The organism is Actinomyces sp. S6-Spd3 (assembly GCF_000758755.1).
Taxonomy (GTDB): domain Bacteria; phylum Actinomycetota; class Actinomycetes; order Actinomycetales; family Actinomycetaceae; genus Pauljensenia.
Window position 1 is genome coordinate 300,376 of the sequence record NZ_JRMV01000281.1, and the last position, 15,063, is coordinate 315,438.

At 56.4% G+C, this 15,063-nt stretch carries 13 protein-coding genes; 10 read left to right on the forward strand and 3 right to left on the reverse strand.

What is annotated here, in order from left to right; all coding sequences use genetic code 11:
* Positions 1–20: 20 nt before the first annotated feature.
* From HMPREF1627_RS08460 to HMPREF1627_RS08470, 3 genes are read left to right on the forward strand one after another with little or no spacing between them, the layout of a single operon-like run.
* Entirely contained in the window at positions 21–1,346 is a 1,326-nt protein-coding gene (locus HMPREF1627_RS08460) for an aminopeptidase C (RefSeq protein ID WP_034503665.1), read from the forward strand.
* A gap of 21 nt (positions 1,347–1,367) precedes the next feature.
* Complete coding sequence (locus HMPREF1627_RS08465) at positions 1,368–2,078, forward strand: gamma-glutamyl-gamma-aminobutyrate hydrolase family protein (RefSeq protein WP_034502880.1); 711 nt, start codon at positions 1,368–1,370, stop codon at positions 2,076–2,078.
* The gene (locus tag HMPREF1627_RS08470; protein ID WP_034502882.1) at positions 2,075–2,704 is read left to right on the forward strand and encodes a sugar O-acetyltransferase; all 630 of its coding nucleotides are present in this window, start codon (positions 2,075–2,077) and stop codon (positions 2,702–2,704) included. Before HMPREF1627_RS08465 ends, HMPREF1627_RS08470 begins: the two co-directional genes overlap by 4 nt.
* 76 nt (positions 2,705–2,780) lie before the next feature.
* On the opposite strand, the gene pflA is transcribed toward HMPREF1627_RS08470, so the two are convergent.
* From pflA to pflB, 3 genes are all read right to left on the reverse strand, one after another.
* Entirely contained in the window at positions 2,781–3,662 is an 882-nt protein-coding gene (gene pflA, locus HMPREF1627_RS08475; RefSeq protein WP_034502883.1) for a pyruvate formate-lyase-activating protein, read from the reverse strand.
* A 137-nt stretch (positions 3,663–3,799) separates the two neighbouring features.
* Complete coding sequence (gene grcA2, locus HMPREF1627_RS08480) at positions 3,800–4,051, reverse strand: autonomous glycyl radical cofactor GrcA2 (protein WP_009409237.1); 252 nt, start codon at positions 4,049–4,051, stop codon at positions 3,800–3,802.
* Positions 4,052–4,123: 72 nt separating this feature from the next.
* Positions 4,124–6,244: a formate C-acetyltransferase gene (gene pflB / locus HMPREF1627_RS08485; protein WP_034502885.1), complete on the reverse strand. Its 2,121-nt coding sequence runs from the start codon at positions 6,242–6,244 to the stop codon at positions 4,124–4,126.
* Between the two features lie 215 nt (positions 6,245–6,459).
* Between pflB and HMPREF1627_RS08490 the strand changes: the two genes are divergently transcribed.
* The 7 genes from HMPREF1627_RS08490 (at position 6,460) to HMPREF1627_RS08520 (ending at position 15,058) form a co-directional block, all read left to right on the forward strand.
* On the forward strand, positions 6,460–7,899 hold the full coding sequence (locus HMPREF1627_RS08490; RefSeq protein ID WP_234305300.1) for a homoserine dehydrogenase: 1,440 nt from the start codon (positions 6,460–6,462) through the stop codon (positions 7,897–7,899).
* Between the two features lie 20 nt (positions 7,900–7,919).
* Entirely contained in the window at positions 7,920–8,885 is a 966-nt protein-coding gene (gene thrB, locus HMPREF1627_RS08495; protein ID WP_034502886.1) for a homoserine kinase, read from the forward strand.
* A gap of 254 nt (positions 8,886–9,139) precedes the next feature.
* Positions 9,140–10,798, forward strand: a complete 1,659-nt coding sequence (gene rho, locus HMPREF1627_RS08500) for a transcription termination factor Rho (protein ID WP_234305314.1) — start codon at positions 9,140–9,142, stop codon at positions 10,796–10,798.
* A gap of 106 nt (positions 10,799–10,904) precedes the next feature.
* A complete protein-coding gene (locus tag HMPREF1627_RS08505) occupies positions 10,905–12,578 on the forward strand; it encodes a DUF5129 domain-containing protein (protein ID WP_081940806.1) in 1,674 nt (557 codons plus the stop codon).
* 203 nt (positions 12,579–12,781) lie between these two features.
* A complete protein-coding gene (rpmE, locus tag HMPREF1627_RS08510) occupies positions 12,782–13,003 on the forward strand; it encodes a 50S ribosomal protein L31 (RefSeq protein ID WP_034502888.1) in 222 nt (73 codons plus the stop codon).
* An 88-nt stretch (positions 13,004–13,091) separates the two neighbouring features.
* The gene (gene prfA, locus HMPREF1627_RS08515) at positions 13,092–14,192 is read left to right on the forward strand and encodes a peptide chain release factor 1 (protein WP_034502891.1); all 1,101 of its coding nucleotides are present in this window, start codon (positions 13,092–13,094) and stop codon (positions 14,190–14,192) included.
* On the forward strand, positions 14,189–15,058 hold the full coding sequence (locus HMPREF1627_RS08520; protein ID WP_034502893.1) for a N5-glutamine methyltransferase family protein: 870 nt from the start codon (positions 14,189–14,191) through the stop codon (positions 15,056–15,058). The genes prfA and HMPREF1627_RS08520 overlap by 4 nt, the downstream gene beginning before the upstream one ends.
* Positions 15,059–15,063: the final 5 nt, after the last annotated feature.

Below are 15,063 nucleotides of genomic sequence, written 5' to 3' on the forward strand. Positions count from 1 at the left end.
GGACACACGAGAGGATTGACATGCCTGAAATTACGAACGGACTCGTTGACGATCTCCGCCACGCACACGCGGATGAGCTCACCCTAGCGAGGAATGCCGCAACTCAAATGGGAATCGAAACAGCATCGCTGAACCGTGAAGCTATCCAACACACGACGACGGCGATCTCGCACCGACTCGATGAATGGAAGGCTACCTCGCAGAAGAAATCCGGCCGTTGCTGGCTTTTCTCCTCGCTGAATCTGCTGCGCTCGCGGGCGCGCGTGAGCCTGGGCGTAAAGAACTTCGAGTTTTCCCAGAGCTACGTCTTCTTCTGGGATAAGTTCGAGCGCGCCAACTGGTTCCTCACCGACATCATCGCAACCGCAGATGAGCCCGTTGACGGACGCCTTGTGCAGTTCCTGCTTGCTGATGTCTTGGGTGATGGCGGTCAGTGGGATATGGCCGCATCAATCTACATGAAGTACGGACTGGTTCCCAAGGAAGTTATGCCCGAGAGCGAGGCCTCGACCAACTCTCGCCCCATGAACGCGCGTTTGCGTGCGGTTCTTCGCGTTGGAGCACTTCGTTTGCGTGAGGCCATTGCCGGCGGTGCAGATGCAGAAGAGATCGATGCGAAGCGTCGTGAAATCCTTGCCGATGTTTGGAAGATCCTCGTTGTTTCCTTGGGCGAGCCGCCAGCACGCTTTAACTGGCAGTGGCGTGACGATGAAGGGAATTTCCATCGCGATGGCGAGGTGACCCCCCACGAATTCTACGAGGCTCACGTGGGCGTTGATCTGAGCGACTACATCTGCTTGGTCGATGACCCGCGCCCCGAAAACCCGAAGGGCTCAATGGAAACCGTTGAGCACCTGGGCAATGTCGTGGGTGGCCGTCCGATTCGTTACCTCAACGCTCCCATCGATGCGATCAAGCGCATTGCGGCCGAGCAGATCGTTGCTGGCGAGCCCGTCTGGTTCGGTGCCGATGTCTCCCAGCCCTATGACCGTGGTCTTGGCTTCTTCGTGACTGGAATCCACGATTACGACCGTCTTTTCGGCGTTGATTTCTCTTCGACCAAGCTCGAGCGTGTACGTTCGGGAGAATCCGCGATGGATCACGCAATGCTCTTCACCGGCGTTGACCTTGACGAGGCCGGTGCACCGCGGGCATGGAGGGTCGAAAATTCCTGGGGTGAGGAGCCGGGTGACTCGGGCTTCTTCACGATGGATGATCAGTGGTTCACGGATAACGTTTTCGAGGTCGTCGTTCGTAAGAGCGCCTTGCCTGCAGAACTAGCAGCAAGTCTGGATAAGGATCCGATCGTGTTGCCCGCATGGGATCCCATGGGAACCCTCGCCTAAGGTTCATCTCAAGGAGACGTGATGATTCGCCCTCGCCTTCTGGTCAGTGCCCTGACTGATCACCGTCCAACGTGTCGTGAGCAATCGCTGCTCGAAGCCCTTCAGGGAAGTGTGCTTTCCCAAGCGGTTACTTCGTGGGATGTTCAGCTCCATATCGCCGATAGCGATCCTCGGCCAGCGTCCGAGGTTGTGGAGGGAATCGATGCGGTGATTCTCCTCGGTGGCCCCGATGTCCATCCTGAGTTCTACGGTATGGATACCGGTTACCCCCGTGAAGGTCAGCACTGGCCAGATGGCGACCGCAGGCAAATCGAATTGGTTCTGCAGTGTCGACAGCGAGGACTTCCTCTTCTTGGTATCTGCAGGGGACACCAAGTCATCAATGTCGCTTACGGTGGAACGCTCATTCAAGACATGGATGGGCATGAAAGCCCGACGCTCTTGGATGACCACCGTTTTAGTCGTCATCAGGTCATTCTTGAAGACGAGTCGTCTTTGACTCGAGCGGGCTTTGGTCATGAGCTCACGGTGAGTTCTGCGCACCACCAGGCAATCGATCGTCTGGCAACGGGACTGCGCTCGATTGCGAGCAGCCCCGATGGCACGATCGAGGCCGTGGAAGACCCGCACGCTCCTATCGTGGGTGTCCAGTGGCATCCCGAAGATCCGCGTTCAGACCGCTATTCTTTTGAACTGCTCTTAGGGATGCTGAGCGAAGGACTTCATTCATGAACCGCGATCACGGTGCTTTCCAAGCTGATGGGCGGAGCAATTGGGAACGCATGATCGCAGGGGACTGGTATATCGGTGATGATCCGAAGATGTCTGAGGTCAGCAGACGTGCTCAACGTCTTCTTAAACTCCATGAAGCCGCCTTTCCGGAAGATCCCGACATTGCACACTATCTGCTCGAGCAAATATTGGGCAGTGTTGGACAGCGAGTGACGATTCGTCCGCCCTTCCGAGTCGATTACGGAATCAATATTCATATCGGTGAAGGAGTCTGGGCGAACTACGGGTTAACCGCACTTGATGTCGCCGAGATCCGCATTGGTAATGATGTCCTGATCGGCCCGAATTGTCAGCTGCTCACCCCAATTCACCCATTGGAACACGGCCCGCGTCGCGAGGGATGGGAGAGCGCCGAACCCATCACCATCGAAGACAATGTGTGGCTGGCCAGCGGCGTGACGGTGTGCCAAGGCGTCACTATTGGCCATGACAGTGTTATTGGAGCTGGCGCAGTTGTGACACGTTCGATTCCGCCTCGCAGCCTTGCCGTGGGTAATCCAGCGCGTGTTATCCGTGAGCTACGTGAAGATGAAGACCGCCAGGTAGCCCTCGATACTTTGAATTAAGGTTCGACCTAATAAACTTTGGGCCACTGCCGAGCGTCACACGCTGGTGCAGTGGCCCAAATATTGACGGCGCTACTTAGTGGACTTCGAAGCCCAGAGAGCGGAAGTATTCGCGGACCTTTTCGGTCGCCTCGGGCGACGGGGGCTTCGTATCCTCCAACTTGTATTCCAGTCCCAAGCTCTTCCATTTGTCGGAACCGAGCTGGTGGAAGGGAAGCACCTCAACGCGGTCAATGACGTTCGTCCAGCGCTGAACGATCTCTCCGACCTTGTGGATGTTCTCGGGATCGTCTGTCAGGCCTGGAACCAGAACAAATCGGATCCACATACGGGTAGGGCCACCGCGCTTTGCGATGCGGTCACCGAAGTCGATAGTTGGCTGCAGATCTCGTCCCGTGACCTCCTTATAAGTCTCAGGGAAGCCAGACTTGACGTCCAAAAGAACAAGATCAAGGTTGTCCAACATCTCTTCGTCGCAGTTGGCGCCCAGATAACCTGAGGTATCGATGCAGGTGTGGATCCCCATTTCCTTCGTGCCCAAGATAATGCGCTTGGCAAAAGCTGGCTGCATCAGTACTTCGCCACCAGATAGCGTGATGCCACCGTTTGTCGCCTTGAATACGCGGCGGTAGCGACGGATCTTGTTGAGCAGCTCGACATCTGAAATGGGAGCGCCGTCCTTCATAAGGAAGGTATCAGGATTGTGGCAGTAGAGGCAGCGCAGGGGACAGCCGTTCAAAAAGACCGTCATGCGGGTTCCGGGTCCATCGACGGCAGTGACCAATTCCCACGAGTGAATTGAACCCAGGGTACCTTCGCGCATTCGAGCGAGGCGGTCTGAGCGCTCTAGATCGGTCAATTCTTCGAGGCCTTCGACGCCCTGGCCAGCTGTGCGAGCTAAGGGTGCCTGAAAGTCTTGATCACGAAGAAGATCAGTATCACTCAATGTCATGGTCATCGTGTACTCCGTGGGGTGTGCCCTTGACGTTCCTATGGGGAAGAACGATCAAGGTACGGAAAAAATTTCGTCAGTGGGCTGAGAAAGCGAATGGGGCGCGGGCCCTGCGGCCAGCGCCCCATTCAGTCAAGCTACTCTCAGGCAGAGTGGTGGAAGGTGCGGGAAAGCACGTCCAGCTGCTGCTCGCGGGTGAGCTTCACGAAGTTCACTGCGTAGCCCGAGACGCGAACGGTCAGGTTCGGGTAGTTCTCGGGGTGCTCCATTGCGTCCTCGAGGGTTGCCTGGTCGAGAACGTTGATGTTGGCGTGGTACAGACCAGCGCCTTCCTCACGCTCTTCGCGGGCGGCCTTCATGGAAGCAAGACGCTCTTCGTAGGTCTTAGTTGCCATTTCATTTCTCCTTTTCTTCCGGGTGGGGCCGGATAGACAAGCGGTGTTCCGTTTGCCTAAGACTTGTTTCTATCAGTAGCCCTTGGTTGCATCGACGCAGCAGGAATCGTCGGGAACGAAACCTGCATCGAGGATGCCCACCAGGTTGGTGATCTGCTCGTCGCGCGTACGACCAAGACCCTGAGGGGTAATGGTGTTGGTCAACGAGATACCGTCCAGCGCGTCGTTGTAGTCGAGCTTGGCAACGGAAAGCATGGAGGCAACCATGCCGTGAGTATCGATGCCGTTTTCCGGGTTCGCGCCAGGTGCGAAGGGGGTGCCCTTCTGGTGGCCCGAGGGGAAGGAACCGGTTGCCTTACCGTAAACAACATTCGAGGTAATGGTCAGCACCGACTGGGTCGGGATTGCATCACGGTACATGGGGATCGCGCGGATCTTATCCATGATGGTGTGAACGACGGTTGCTGCAATGTCATCTGCGCGGTCATCGTCGTTGCCGTAGGTCGGGAATTCGCCCTCGGTACGGTAGTCAACGACCAGTCCGGTTTCATCGCGGATCGGGTAGACCTTTGCGTACTTGATTGCAGACAGAGAGTCGGCAACGATGGACAGGCCGGCAATGCCACAGCCCATGGTGCGGACGATCTCCGAGTCGTGCAGAGCCATCTCGACTGCCTCGTATGCGTAACGATCGTGGCAGTAGTGGATGATGTTCAGAGCCTCGACGTAGGTTCCGACAACCCAGTCCAGCATCTCTTCGTACTTCGCCCAGACCTCGTCAAAGTCGAGGGGGCCGTCACCCTTGATGGGCTCGTAGCCTTCCATGACCTGCTTTCCGCTCATCTCATCACGGCCACCGTTGATGGCGTAGAGGAGAGCCTTTGCAGAGTTCACGCGGGCGCCGAAGAACTGCATCTGCTTGCCGACACGCATGGGGGAGACGCAGCAAGCGATGGCCGCATCGTCGCCCCAGTGCTCACGAATCTGCTCATCAGATTCGTACTGGATCGAGGAGGTCTCGATGGAGATCAGTGCACAGAATTCCTTGTAGCCCTTGGGGAGCTTCTCATCCCAGAAAATGGTGATGTTCGGCTCGGGTGCGGGGCCGAGGTTGCGCAGGGTCTGGAGCAGACGGAATGCGGTCTTGGTGACCAGGGTGCGACCGTCTTCGCCGAAGCCGGCATCCGACCAGGTTGCCCAGTAGGGGTCACCGGAGAAGATCTGGTCGTAATCGATGGTGCGCAGGAAGCGGGTAATGCGCAGCTTAATAACCAGGGAGTCAATGATTTCCTGGGCATCGAGCTCGGTCAGGGTACCGTTCTTCAGATCGCGTTCGAAGTAGCAGTCGAAGAAGGCGGAGAGACGGCCGATGGACATTGCCGCACCGTCCTGAGACTTCACGGATGCCAGGTAGCCGAAGTAGGTCCACTGCACTGCTTCATGAGCGTTACGAGCAGGACCAGAGATGTCGTAGCCGTAGTCGGCTGCCATCTTCTTGAGCTTCTTCAGAGCCTTGATCTGCTCCGAGTGCTCCTCGCGGTAGCGTGCCCAGTGCTCGGAGAAGGGCTGATCTGCGTAGCGATCCTTATCCTTCTGCTTCTGCTCGATCAGGTAATCGACACCGTAGAGTGCGACGCGGCGGTAGTCGCCGATGATGCGGCCACGGCCGTATGCATCGGGAAGACCGGTGATGATGTGTGAGGAACGCGCTGCACGAATGCGAGGAGTGTAGATATCGAAGACGGCATCGTTGTGGGTCTTGCGGTACTGGGTGAAGATCTTCTTGACCTCGGGGTCAACTTCCTTACCAGCTTCCTTGATGGCGGTTTCAACCATGCGCCAGCCGCCATTGGGCATCATCGCACGCTTGAGGGGGGCATCAGTCTGCAGTCCGACGATAACGTCGTCGTCCTCGCTGATGTAGCCGGGCTTGAAAGCGTCAATATCCGCGGGGGTGTGGGTGTCAACATCGAGGATGCGAACCTTACGTTCCTCCGACAGGTAGTTCTTTTCAAGGGTTTCCCACACGCGCAGGGTCTTTTCCGTCGGCCCGGCGAGGAAGGAAGCATCTCCTTCGTAAGGGGTGTAGTTGTGCTGAATGAAGTCACGCACGTCGATTTCTTCGGACCAGTGGCCCCTAACAAAACCGTCCCATGCGTCGGTAGTGACGTCGGCGGTCTGCTGATCAGTCATTTTCCCTCTTCTCGGTTGCCGTGGCTTTCAGGCTGAAAACCTCCGGTTGATGAGGTTCGGCCTCATCTTTGGTGCCGTGTTGGGCATCTGGTAATAGTGTCCCTCACTTGATGCCCGGACAGCATCTTTATGCACCTTTCGCCTATATGTGGTGTCTAACAATCTGGGACTTTTGTCGCTCCGGTCACTATGAGTATAGGACAAAAGTCCCTAACGTGAAGTGGTTGAAAGTTGCGTATCTCAAAGTGCTTGTTGAAACCCGTAGGGGAGAGCTTGGCACAGTAGACTCATCACAGTTCAAGGAAAGAAATGTCCGCATTGATGCGTGCGTGACACCTGATGCAGGGGGAAAAATGAGCGCAGCTACGCCGATTCGTATTGGTGTCCTGGGAGCAGGAACGGTGGGTGGCCACGTTATTCATTTGCTCGACCAGTGGGCGGATGAATACGAGCGACGCCTAGGGGTGCGTCTCGATGTCGAATCTGTGCTCGTTCGTCGCCTCGAGGCCAAGCGTGCTTTCCCCATCGCCTCGGAACTATTGTCAACGGATCCTTATGCGGTGATCGATGGAAAAGACATTGTTGTCGAATTGATCGGTGGGGTTGAACCCGCCTTTGACTATGTGATGGCTGCCCTGCGCAATGGAAGTGCTGTTGTTACAGGAAACAAGGCATTGATTGCCTCGCGTGGTCCAGAGCTTTTTGAAGCTGCTCGTCAGGCCAATACTCGCTTGTATTTCGAGGCCTCGGTCGCGGGTGCAATTCCCGTGATCCATGCACTCTCCAGCTCGCTACGCGGAGATCGCGTGCGTCAGATTGCGGGAGTCGTGAATGGTACGACGAACTTCATTCTCGATGCGATGACGACGCGTGGTGCTGACTACAACGAGGCATTGGCTCAGGCGCAAGAGCTCGGCTTCGCTGAAGCGGATCCCAGTGCAGACGTTGAAGGCTACGACGCCTCGGCAAAGTGCGCGATCATGTCCTCCTTGTCTTTCGGCCGCTGGGTCAGTGTTGATTCTGTTCCGAGGCAGGGTATTACGACTTTGTCGACCAAGGACATCGCTTTTGCTGCCGAGCTTGGATGTGTGGTCAAGCTTGTGGCGCGTGCGCAACTCAGGGTTGAAGCAGGGGAGCAGGTATTAGCTCTTGGAGTGGAACCGACCTTCGTTCCTTCCGACCATGCCTTTGCCTCGCTTCATGGTCCCGCAAACGGTGTCTATGTTGAGGCTGAAGCTGCCGGCACGCTCGCCTTCCTCGGTTTGGGTGCGGGTGGTTACCCGACGGCCTCGGCAGTTCTGGGGGACATTGTTTCCGCCGCTCGTGACCGCGTTGATGGTCAGGGGGCGCTGCGCCTCGAAGAGGAAAGTGATGTTGTCCTCGCCTCTGAATGGAGCGTTGCTTCGCCTTTTATTATTCGTCTCGGCGTGCGCCAGGGCGCTAGTGTGTGCGAAACGATTGCGGCCGTTTGTGCCTCCCGTGAAGTGTCGCTGTGCAGTCTCGATGTCGTGAAGGGTGATACTGAAGGGGAGCAAATCATCACGCTACGTACTCAGTCTGTTTCGAGAGACCGTGCCCATGGCCTCGTCGATGCCCTTCAAAGTGCGTGTGACGCGCTCACTCCGCCCGTAATCTTCCCCATGCTGGATATCTAAAATCTGGAAAGTGACCCTCCATGCGTATCACCCAAGACTTCGTTGCTGTTCGTGTTCCGGCAACTTCGGCGAATCTCGGACCGGGTTTTGATTCTTTCGGTCTTGCCTTAGATCTGTGGGATCAGGTCAGTGTCCACGCCACCGCAGGTCCGACGCATGTCGCGATCGAGGGTGAGGGGGCCGGGGTCCTTGACGAGGGCGAAGACCATTTGGTTGTTCGCTCGCTTCGAATGGGACTTGAAGCCGCTGGGGTTGCTCAGGTCGGGATCCAGATGCACTGCACGAACCGTATCCCTCATTCCCGAGGCCTGGGTTCTTCTGCGTCGGCAATTGTTGCTGGGCTTGGGCTTGCGCGCGCCCTTATTGGTGATCCTGAGGCGCTAACCGCTGAAGATATTCTTGCAATCGCAACGGAAATTGAAGGTCATCCCGATAATGTTGCACCCGCTATTTCGGGCGGCGTCACGGTGTCGTGGATGGATGATGATGGGGCACCCGGAATGGTGCATTTGTCGGGAGAATCTCCCATTGACCCCGTTGCTTTTATTCCTGACTTCGAGCTAGCGACTTCGAAGGCGCGGGCTGTTTTGCCTGAGCAGGTTCCTTTCAATGATGCGAAATTCAATCTTTCAAGGGCTGGGGTTTTGGCCGCAGTCTTGGGAGGGCAGACGCGCGTGATCGGGGCAGGACATGATGTGCATGACTTGCTCATGGCCGCGACAGAAGACCGCCTCCATCAGGACTATCGTCGTCAATCCATGCAACCTTCGCATGCTCTGGTTACGTGGCTTCGCGGTGCGGGTAAAGCGGCTGTTATTTCGGGGGCTGGGCCGACAGTTCTCAGTTTGGAAAGTATTGATCCGAAGGTCCAGGCTGATGCTCAGGCTGCTGGTTGGAAGGTTTTGCCTCTCAAGCTGGCAAAGTCTGGTGTGCAGATTACTCGGGGTAATCTTTCAAAGATTGACGATGGGCGAGTGTTTGTGTGATTTAGCGCGCAGACTGAAGAACTCTGCCGCGAAAAGTAGTGAGAAAACCTGAGCGACTTGCTACTATCGCACTGAAGGAAATCCTTCGCTCTTCCATATTCCTGTTGGAATGTGTCTTTTTATTGATCTCATGTTGATTGAGAAGTTCACCTGGCCTTTGAATGGGCCATGCATGTGAGGATTATCAGTTGAGCAACGATGTGACCACCCAAGAGCGCGAACTTTCGCGACTGAAGTTGGTGGAACTCAAAGCTATGGCCACTGAATTGGGTCTCAAGGGCGTTTCTGCTATGCGCAAGCCCCAGCTCATCGAGGCAATTAGCACTGCCCAAAGCAACAGCAGTCCAGAAGCTTCTGCTCCGCGTCGTCGCCGCGCGGAACGTGAGGAGGCCAGCGAAGCCCCGCAGGTGAGTATCGAACTCCCCGAGGCCTCGGTGCAGGAAAGTGCTTCCGAAGAACGTTCTTCGCGTGAAGCAAGCCTTCCGCGTAAGAGCCGCCGTCGCCGCGTCGTCTCCAGTGAAGCGGCTGAGCCTCCGACCGTCACCCTGGATCTTCCTGCCCCCGCTCAGCGTGAAGAGGAAGAATCGGCACCCAGCCAGCACATTGAAATTTCGCTCCCCGATAGCGACGATCCTGAATCCCGTGAGCGCTCGCGTCGCGATCGCGAAGGGCGCCGTCGTGGGCGTGGTCGAGAAGGCCGCGAATCCCGTCGCGAACGTGGCGACCGCGGTGAACGAGGCGAACGTCGTGAAGCTGCAGCGCAAGCTTCGGCCTCGGAAGAAAATCTGGCACCGATCGCGGGCATCTTGGACGTTCAAGAAAACCATGCTTTCGTGCGCACCTCGGGTTATTTGCCGGGTCCGAACGATGTTTATGTCACCCTCGGCAATGTCCGTCGTTGGGGACTGCGCCCCGGTGACGCGGTCGCAGGCGCCGTCCGGCAGCCTCGTGAGGGAGAACGTCAGCGCCAGAAGTACAACGCACTGGTTCGCGTTGACTCCGTCAACGGTATGAGCATTGAGGATGCACAGGCTCGTCGTGAGTTTTCCAAGCTCACCCCGATCTACCCCGATCAGCAGCTGCGCATGGAGACCTCTGCTAAGGCTTATACCCCTCGCGTCATCGATTTGGTTGCTCCCATTGGTAAGGGACAGCGTGGCTTGATTGTCTCGCCGCCGAAGGCCGGTAAGACCATGGTCATCCAGCAGATCGCCAAGGCAATCGAGCTGAACAACCCCGAGGTTCACCTCATGGTTGTTTTGGTTGATGAGCGCCCTGAAGAAGTGACCGATATGCGTTCCATCGTCAAGGGTGAGGTCATTGCATCGACCTTCGACCGCCCGGCATCGGATCACGCAATCGTTGCTGAACTCGCGATCGAGAGAGCCAAGCGTCTGGTCGAACTCGGCCAAGATGTCGTCGTTCTTCTTGACTCCATCACCAGGCTTTCTCGTGCCTACAATCTTGCGGCACCGGCCTCGGGGCGTATTCTCTCCGGTGGTGTTGACGCCTCTGCGCTGTACCCCCCGAAGAAGTTCTTTGGTGGAGCGCGCAATCTGCGCGAAGGCGGATCGCTGACCATTATTGCCTCGGCACTGGTTGAGACCGGTTCGAAGATGGATGAAGTGATCTTCGAAGAGTTTAAGGGCACCGGCAACATGGAACTGCGCCTCTCGCGTCAGCTCGCTGACCGCCGAATCTTCCCAGCTATTGATATCAATGCATCGGGAACCCGTCGCGAAGAGATGCTGCTCAAGCCCGAGGAACTGCGCATCATGTGGAAACTGCGTCGAGTTCTGGGCACCCTCGATCAGCAAAGTGCATTGGAAGCGGTTTTGGATCGTTTGAAGGAAACGCAATCGAATGCGGAATTCCTCATGCTGGTTCAAAAGCAAGTTCCTTCCGCAGACTGAAGATAAGCGACGAGCGGGGCGAAAGACTAGACGGTCTTTCGCCCCATTTGTTCTGCCTTGGCAAGGTCACTATTCTGCTACTAGTTGACAACGAAATGGGATGGTTATGGCTGATACGCCTCAAGTGATTGTTCGAGACGACCCCTCAGGCAAGAAGAAGGCAACTGCGCGGCGCGGCATGATGCGAATGCTTTGCGGGCTGCTCGTCATGCTCTCTGTTCCGGCTGTGTGGCTCTTCCCGATTGTCATGTCGAGTATTTCAACCGCGCGTGCTGCTAACCAGTACTATCCCAATGTTGAAATCTATGATCAGACCTCAAGCTTTGGCGCTATCAACGGGCAGAGTCTTCAAAGCGAGCTCGGGCAGGTGCCCTTCAAGCAGCCGGTGAAGCTTGTGGTTCTATCCACCGACACTGTGCCCACTGGTAACTTCAATGAAGCGGTCTTGAACTACGCGCGAAGTTCTCATAAAGAATGGCTCTCGGCAAGCGGAAACAAGTGGGCTGACGGCCTGGTGATCCTCGCGGTATCGCCGAGCTATCGAAAAGTGGGTACGTACTTTGGGGAAGACACCAAGGTATCTAGCAGCAAACAAGACAAGATCCAAGAAGCCGCCAAAGATGATTTCCGGGCCGGGCGCTGGAGTGCGGGAATGGTCGAAGCTGCAAAAGAAGCGGCGCACTACGTTCCTGACGCGAATGGAAATAGTACATATGATGGAGAGCTTCCTCCCGGGCCCGCATGGTTTGTCTCTTTCTTAGGTCTGGTCACCGTATGGAAGGGCTTCAAGCTCCGTCGCGAATCGCGTCGTAACTTGCGTCAGGCGCGCGAGCATTGGGAAAACGTCCAGGCGGACCACAATCGAGCCGAGCGAGCTTTTGCTTTAATCGGTGATAGCGGTAAGTATCACGATGAACTTGAGCTGCGCTACACCGAATATGAAGCGAATTTCCGCATCGCTCAAGAGAAATGGGCGGAAATTGGAACCCCCCGTTTCTGGGAGTACTTCAGCGCTGTTCTTAAGGACAAAACCGATACTCTTCTCAGTTTGACCAGCTCAATGGATTCAACTGATGACACAGTTTTCTCTGCCTCTGAGTTCTTTAACCTCGGCAGTGGATGGGTCGACGCTTGGATGAAGGAAATCGGCCCGGTCATTGAGGACCTGACTGCGCTTGGGGAACTCGTCACCTCGGTGAGCAAAGAAATGGGAACCCCCGACGCAATGCGAGGCCAAGAAGAGATCCTCCGTTGGATCGTTGATCAGCAGGCACTCATCGTCCAGCTCAAGGACCAAATCGGTCAGGGCGCGGTTACCCCGGTGAACGCTTTGGAAACACTTGATCGTATTGCGAATGAAACTCGAAATTGGGTCAAAGGCGTTGTCGTGGCATCTCTCAAAGCTGATACCACCAAACTCGGGCAAGAACGCTACGAAAAATGGGAAACCATGCAGGACAAATCCGATGGCGCCGCAACGGTCGGTTACAAGGGCTCGTATCGCCTGAATGGCACCCTTCATACCTATGATCCTGCCTCAACCATTCGCCTGAATACCCAGAGCGCAGGGGTGAGTGCGGACACTCTGAAATCCATAGCTTTTGGAAGCTACCGCATGCCCGGATGGGAATCGGATACGTACATTTACCAGTCGATGTGGTATCAACAGCACACCTACAACACGGCTCACACGTGGACGCACAGCAGTGATTCCAGTGATGGAAGCTATGGAAGTTCAGGCGGAGGCTTCTCCGGTTCGGGCTCGTCCTCGTCCTTCTGAACTCGCCGCCCAAACATTGCCCATTTCACGCTCAGCGAATGGTGTGGGCGTGGCAATCATGGGGGAGGACATGGCATAATGTCATGTCGGCTTCCGCTTCACCGCTTCGTCCCGCTGATTTTCAGTGGAAGGTGACTCATCGCCAGATGCGATGGGCACTGCGATTCGGACCCGGGGCACCAAACGATCCAGGAGATATATCCATGAAGAAGGGCATTCACCCCGAATACGTGGACACCGTCGTGACCTGCACGTGCGGTAACACGTTCCACACCCGTTCCACCCTCACCTCCGGTGAGATGCGCGTGGACGTGTGCTCGGCTTGCCACCCGTTCTACACCGGCAAGCAGAAGATTCTTGATACCGGCGGCCGTGTCGCCCGTTTCGAGGCGCGTTACGGAAAGCGCGTGCGCCCCTCCAAGTGAGCTCGCAGTCGGCGCCGGCGACACGATGTCGTCGGCGCCGACGTGTGTCAACAGCTACCCTTGAATCAGGTCTAGGGAAGGATCAGTCATGAGTGCTCTCGGAGAAGAATTCTCCGCATTAGATGCGTTGCTCGAGGAATATACAGAGCTTGAAACGCGAATGTCTGATCCTGAAGTCCTTTCCTCCCCATCACTTCTCAAGCAGGTTTCCCGCCGCTACGCTGAGCTTTCTCGCATTAAAGCAGCAGCCGATCAGCTCAGCCATGCGCGAGATGATCTTCAAGCAGCACAAGAACTTGCGCAAGACGATCCCTCTTTCGCAGAGGAAATCCCCGCGCTCGAAGAGGAAGAAAAGTCTGCGCACGAACATCTCCTCTCGATTCTTGCTCCACGAGATCCCGATGATGCCTGCGACGTGATCTTGGAAATCAAGGCCGGCGAAGGTGGAGAAGAATCTGCGCTTTTCGCCGCTGACCTTGCCAGAATGTATTTGCGCTACGCGGATTCGAAGGGCTGGAAGACAAGCGAGCTATCCGCCACCTACACCGAATTGGGTGGGTATAAGGAAATTACACTTGCCCTGCGAGCAACGGGTAACCCGACTCCCGATGAAGGCGTGTGGGCACACCTGAAGTACGAAGGGGGAGTGCACCGAGTCCAGCGCGTTCCCGTAACCGAATCACAGGGACGCGTCCATACCAGCGCTGCCGGTGTCTTCGTCATGCCCGAACTCGAAGTCGATGACGAAATTGTTATCGACCCCAATGACTTGCGAATCGATGTCTACCGTTCATCGGGCCCCGGCGGTCAGTCGGTGAACACAACCGATTCCGCGGTGCGTATCACCCACCTTCCTTCGGGAATCGTCGTCTCCATGCAGAACGAGAAATCGCAGCTGCAAAACAAAGAAGCAGCACTGCGTGTTCTTGCCTCGCGATTGGCTGCTGAAGCTAAAGCTAAGCGTGAAGCTGAAGCTTCTGCGCAGCGTCTTTCCCAGGTGCGCACCGTCGACCGATCCGAACGCGTCCGTACCTACAATTTCCCGGAGAACCGTATCGCCGATCACCGCAGTGGATTTAAGGCCTACAACCTTGATCAGGTTCTCGATGGCGCGCTTGATCCCGTGATTGCTTCTCTCCAAAGCGCAGACGAGGCCGAGCGCCTCGCATCTGCAGATGCACATGTATGAGCACTCAATCTGAGCTCCTCACTTGGGGGAGCGCTCAGCTTAAGGAGCTCTCAACTGACAGTGGGGGAGCTTCACCTGCAGCCGAGGCCCGCTACCTTCTCGCGTGGGCACTGGGCGTGGATTCTCTCCTTCGCGCACCCCTTGAGGTCCCTCCCATCGCCGAGGCCAGCTACCGCACTGCCGTCATGAAGCGAGCGCGCCGTATCCCTCGTTCCCATGTCACTGGCCAGATGTATTTTCGAGGACTCAAGCTTGACGCGGGCGAGGGGGTCTTCACTGTTCGCCCCGAAACAGAAATGCTCGTTGAACACGTTCTGGAGCTGATTTCAAAGGATGGGATTCCAGAGGGGGAATGGGTTGATCTGTGCAGCGGATCGGCGGCAATTGCGCTTTCTTTGAGCCTCGAGGGAAAACATCACGTGACTGCAGTTGAAGTGGATCCCTCCGCGTTTTCCTACGCGCAGCGCAATGTTGCCGCGCACGCCCACGCCAGCGTCGGCCTCGTCAATGGGGACGCAACCCAGGCCTCGACGCTCAAGGAACTGGGCGGGAAAGTTGCGCTTCTCGTCAGCAATCCCCCCTACGTTCCACCCAACGAGGCACCGACTCAGCCTGAAGCACAGCGTGACCCGGCCGTGGCGCTCTATGGGGGAGGCGACGATGGTACACAGATCCCCAAACTACTGATTGACCGTTGCCGTGATTTGCTGATGAAAGACGGCCTTTTAGCCATGGAGCACTCGGCGTCGCAAGCCCAGACCTTGAGGGAATATGCGCGTGAGTGCGGCTTCACTCAGGTCCGAACCCTCAGTGATTTAGCTGGCATCCCACGCTTTTTGTTCGCTCGATATACCGAAGGAGAGTAGAAAAC